Here is a 262-nt window from a genome sequence, read left to right on the forward strand (position 1 = left end):
CTACCATTTACCTTTTACTTGCTGTCTAGTTTTTTTCAATCACTACCATCTACGTATGAGGAAGCGGCGTTGGTCGATGGTGCAGGATACTTCAAAACAATGATTTCAGTCATGATTCCGATAGCTCGTCCAAGTATTATTGCCGTTATTTTATTTAATTTTCTTGCCTTTTGGAACGAATATATTATTGCCTTAACATTAATCCCGGGACCGAATAAAACGTTACCTGTTGGGTTAATGAACTTGATGGCAGCTCAGAAAT

Annotated in this window: 1 protein-coding gene; it reads left to right on the top strand. The window is 37.8% G+C overall.

Features of this window, described 5'->3' with window-relative positions; all coding sequences use genetic code 11:
* Window positions 1-262: ABC transporter permease subunit (locus tag KVT34_RS30445; RefSeq protein WP_217563315.1), on the top strand; the 262-nt coding region annotated here is incomplete at both ends.

It is taken from the genome of Paenibacillus sp. GbtcB18 (genome assembly GCF_019091125.1).
Classification (GTDB): domain Bacteria; phylum Bacillota; class Bacilli; order Paenibacillales; family NBRC-103111; genus Paenibacillus_F; species Paenibacillus_F chitinolyticus.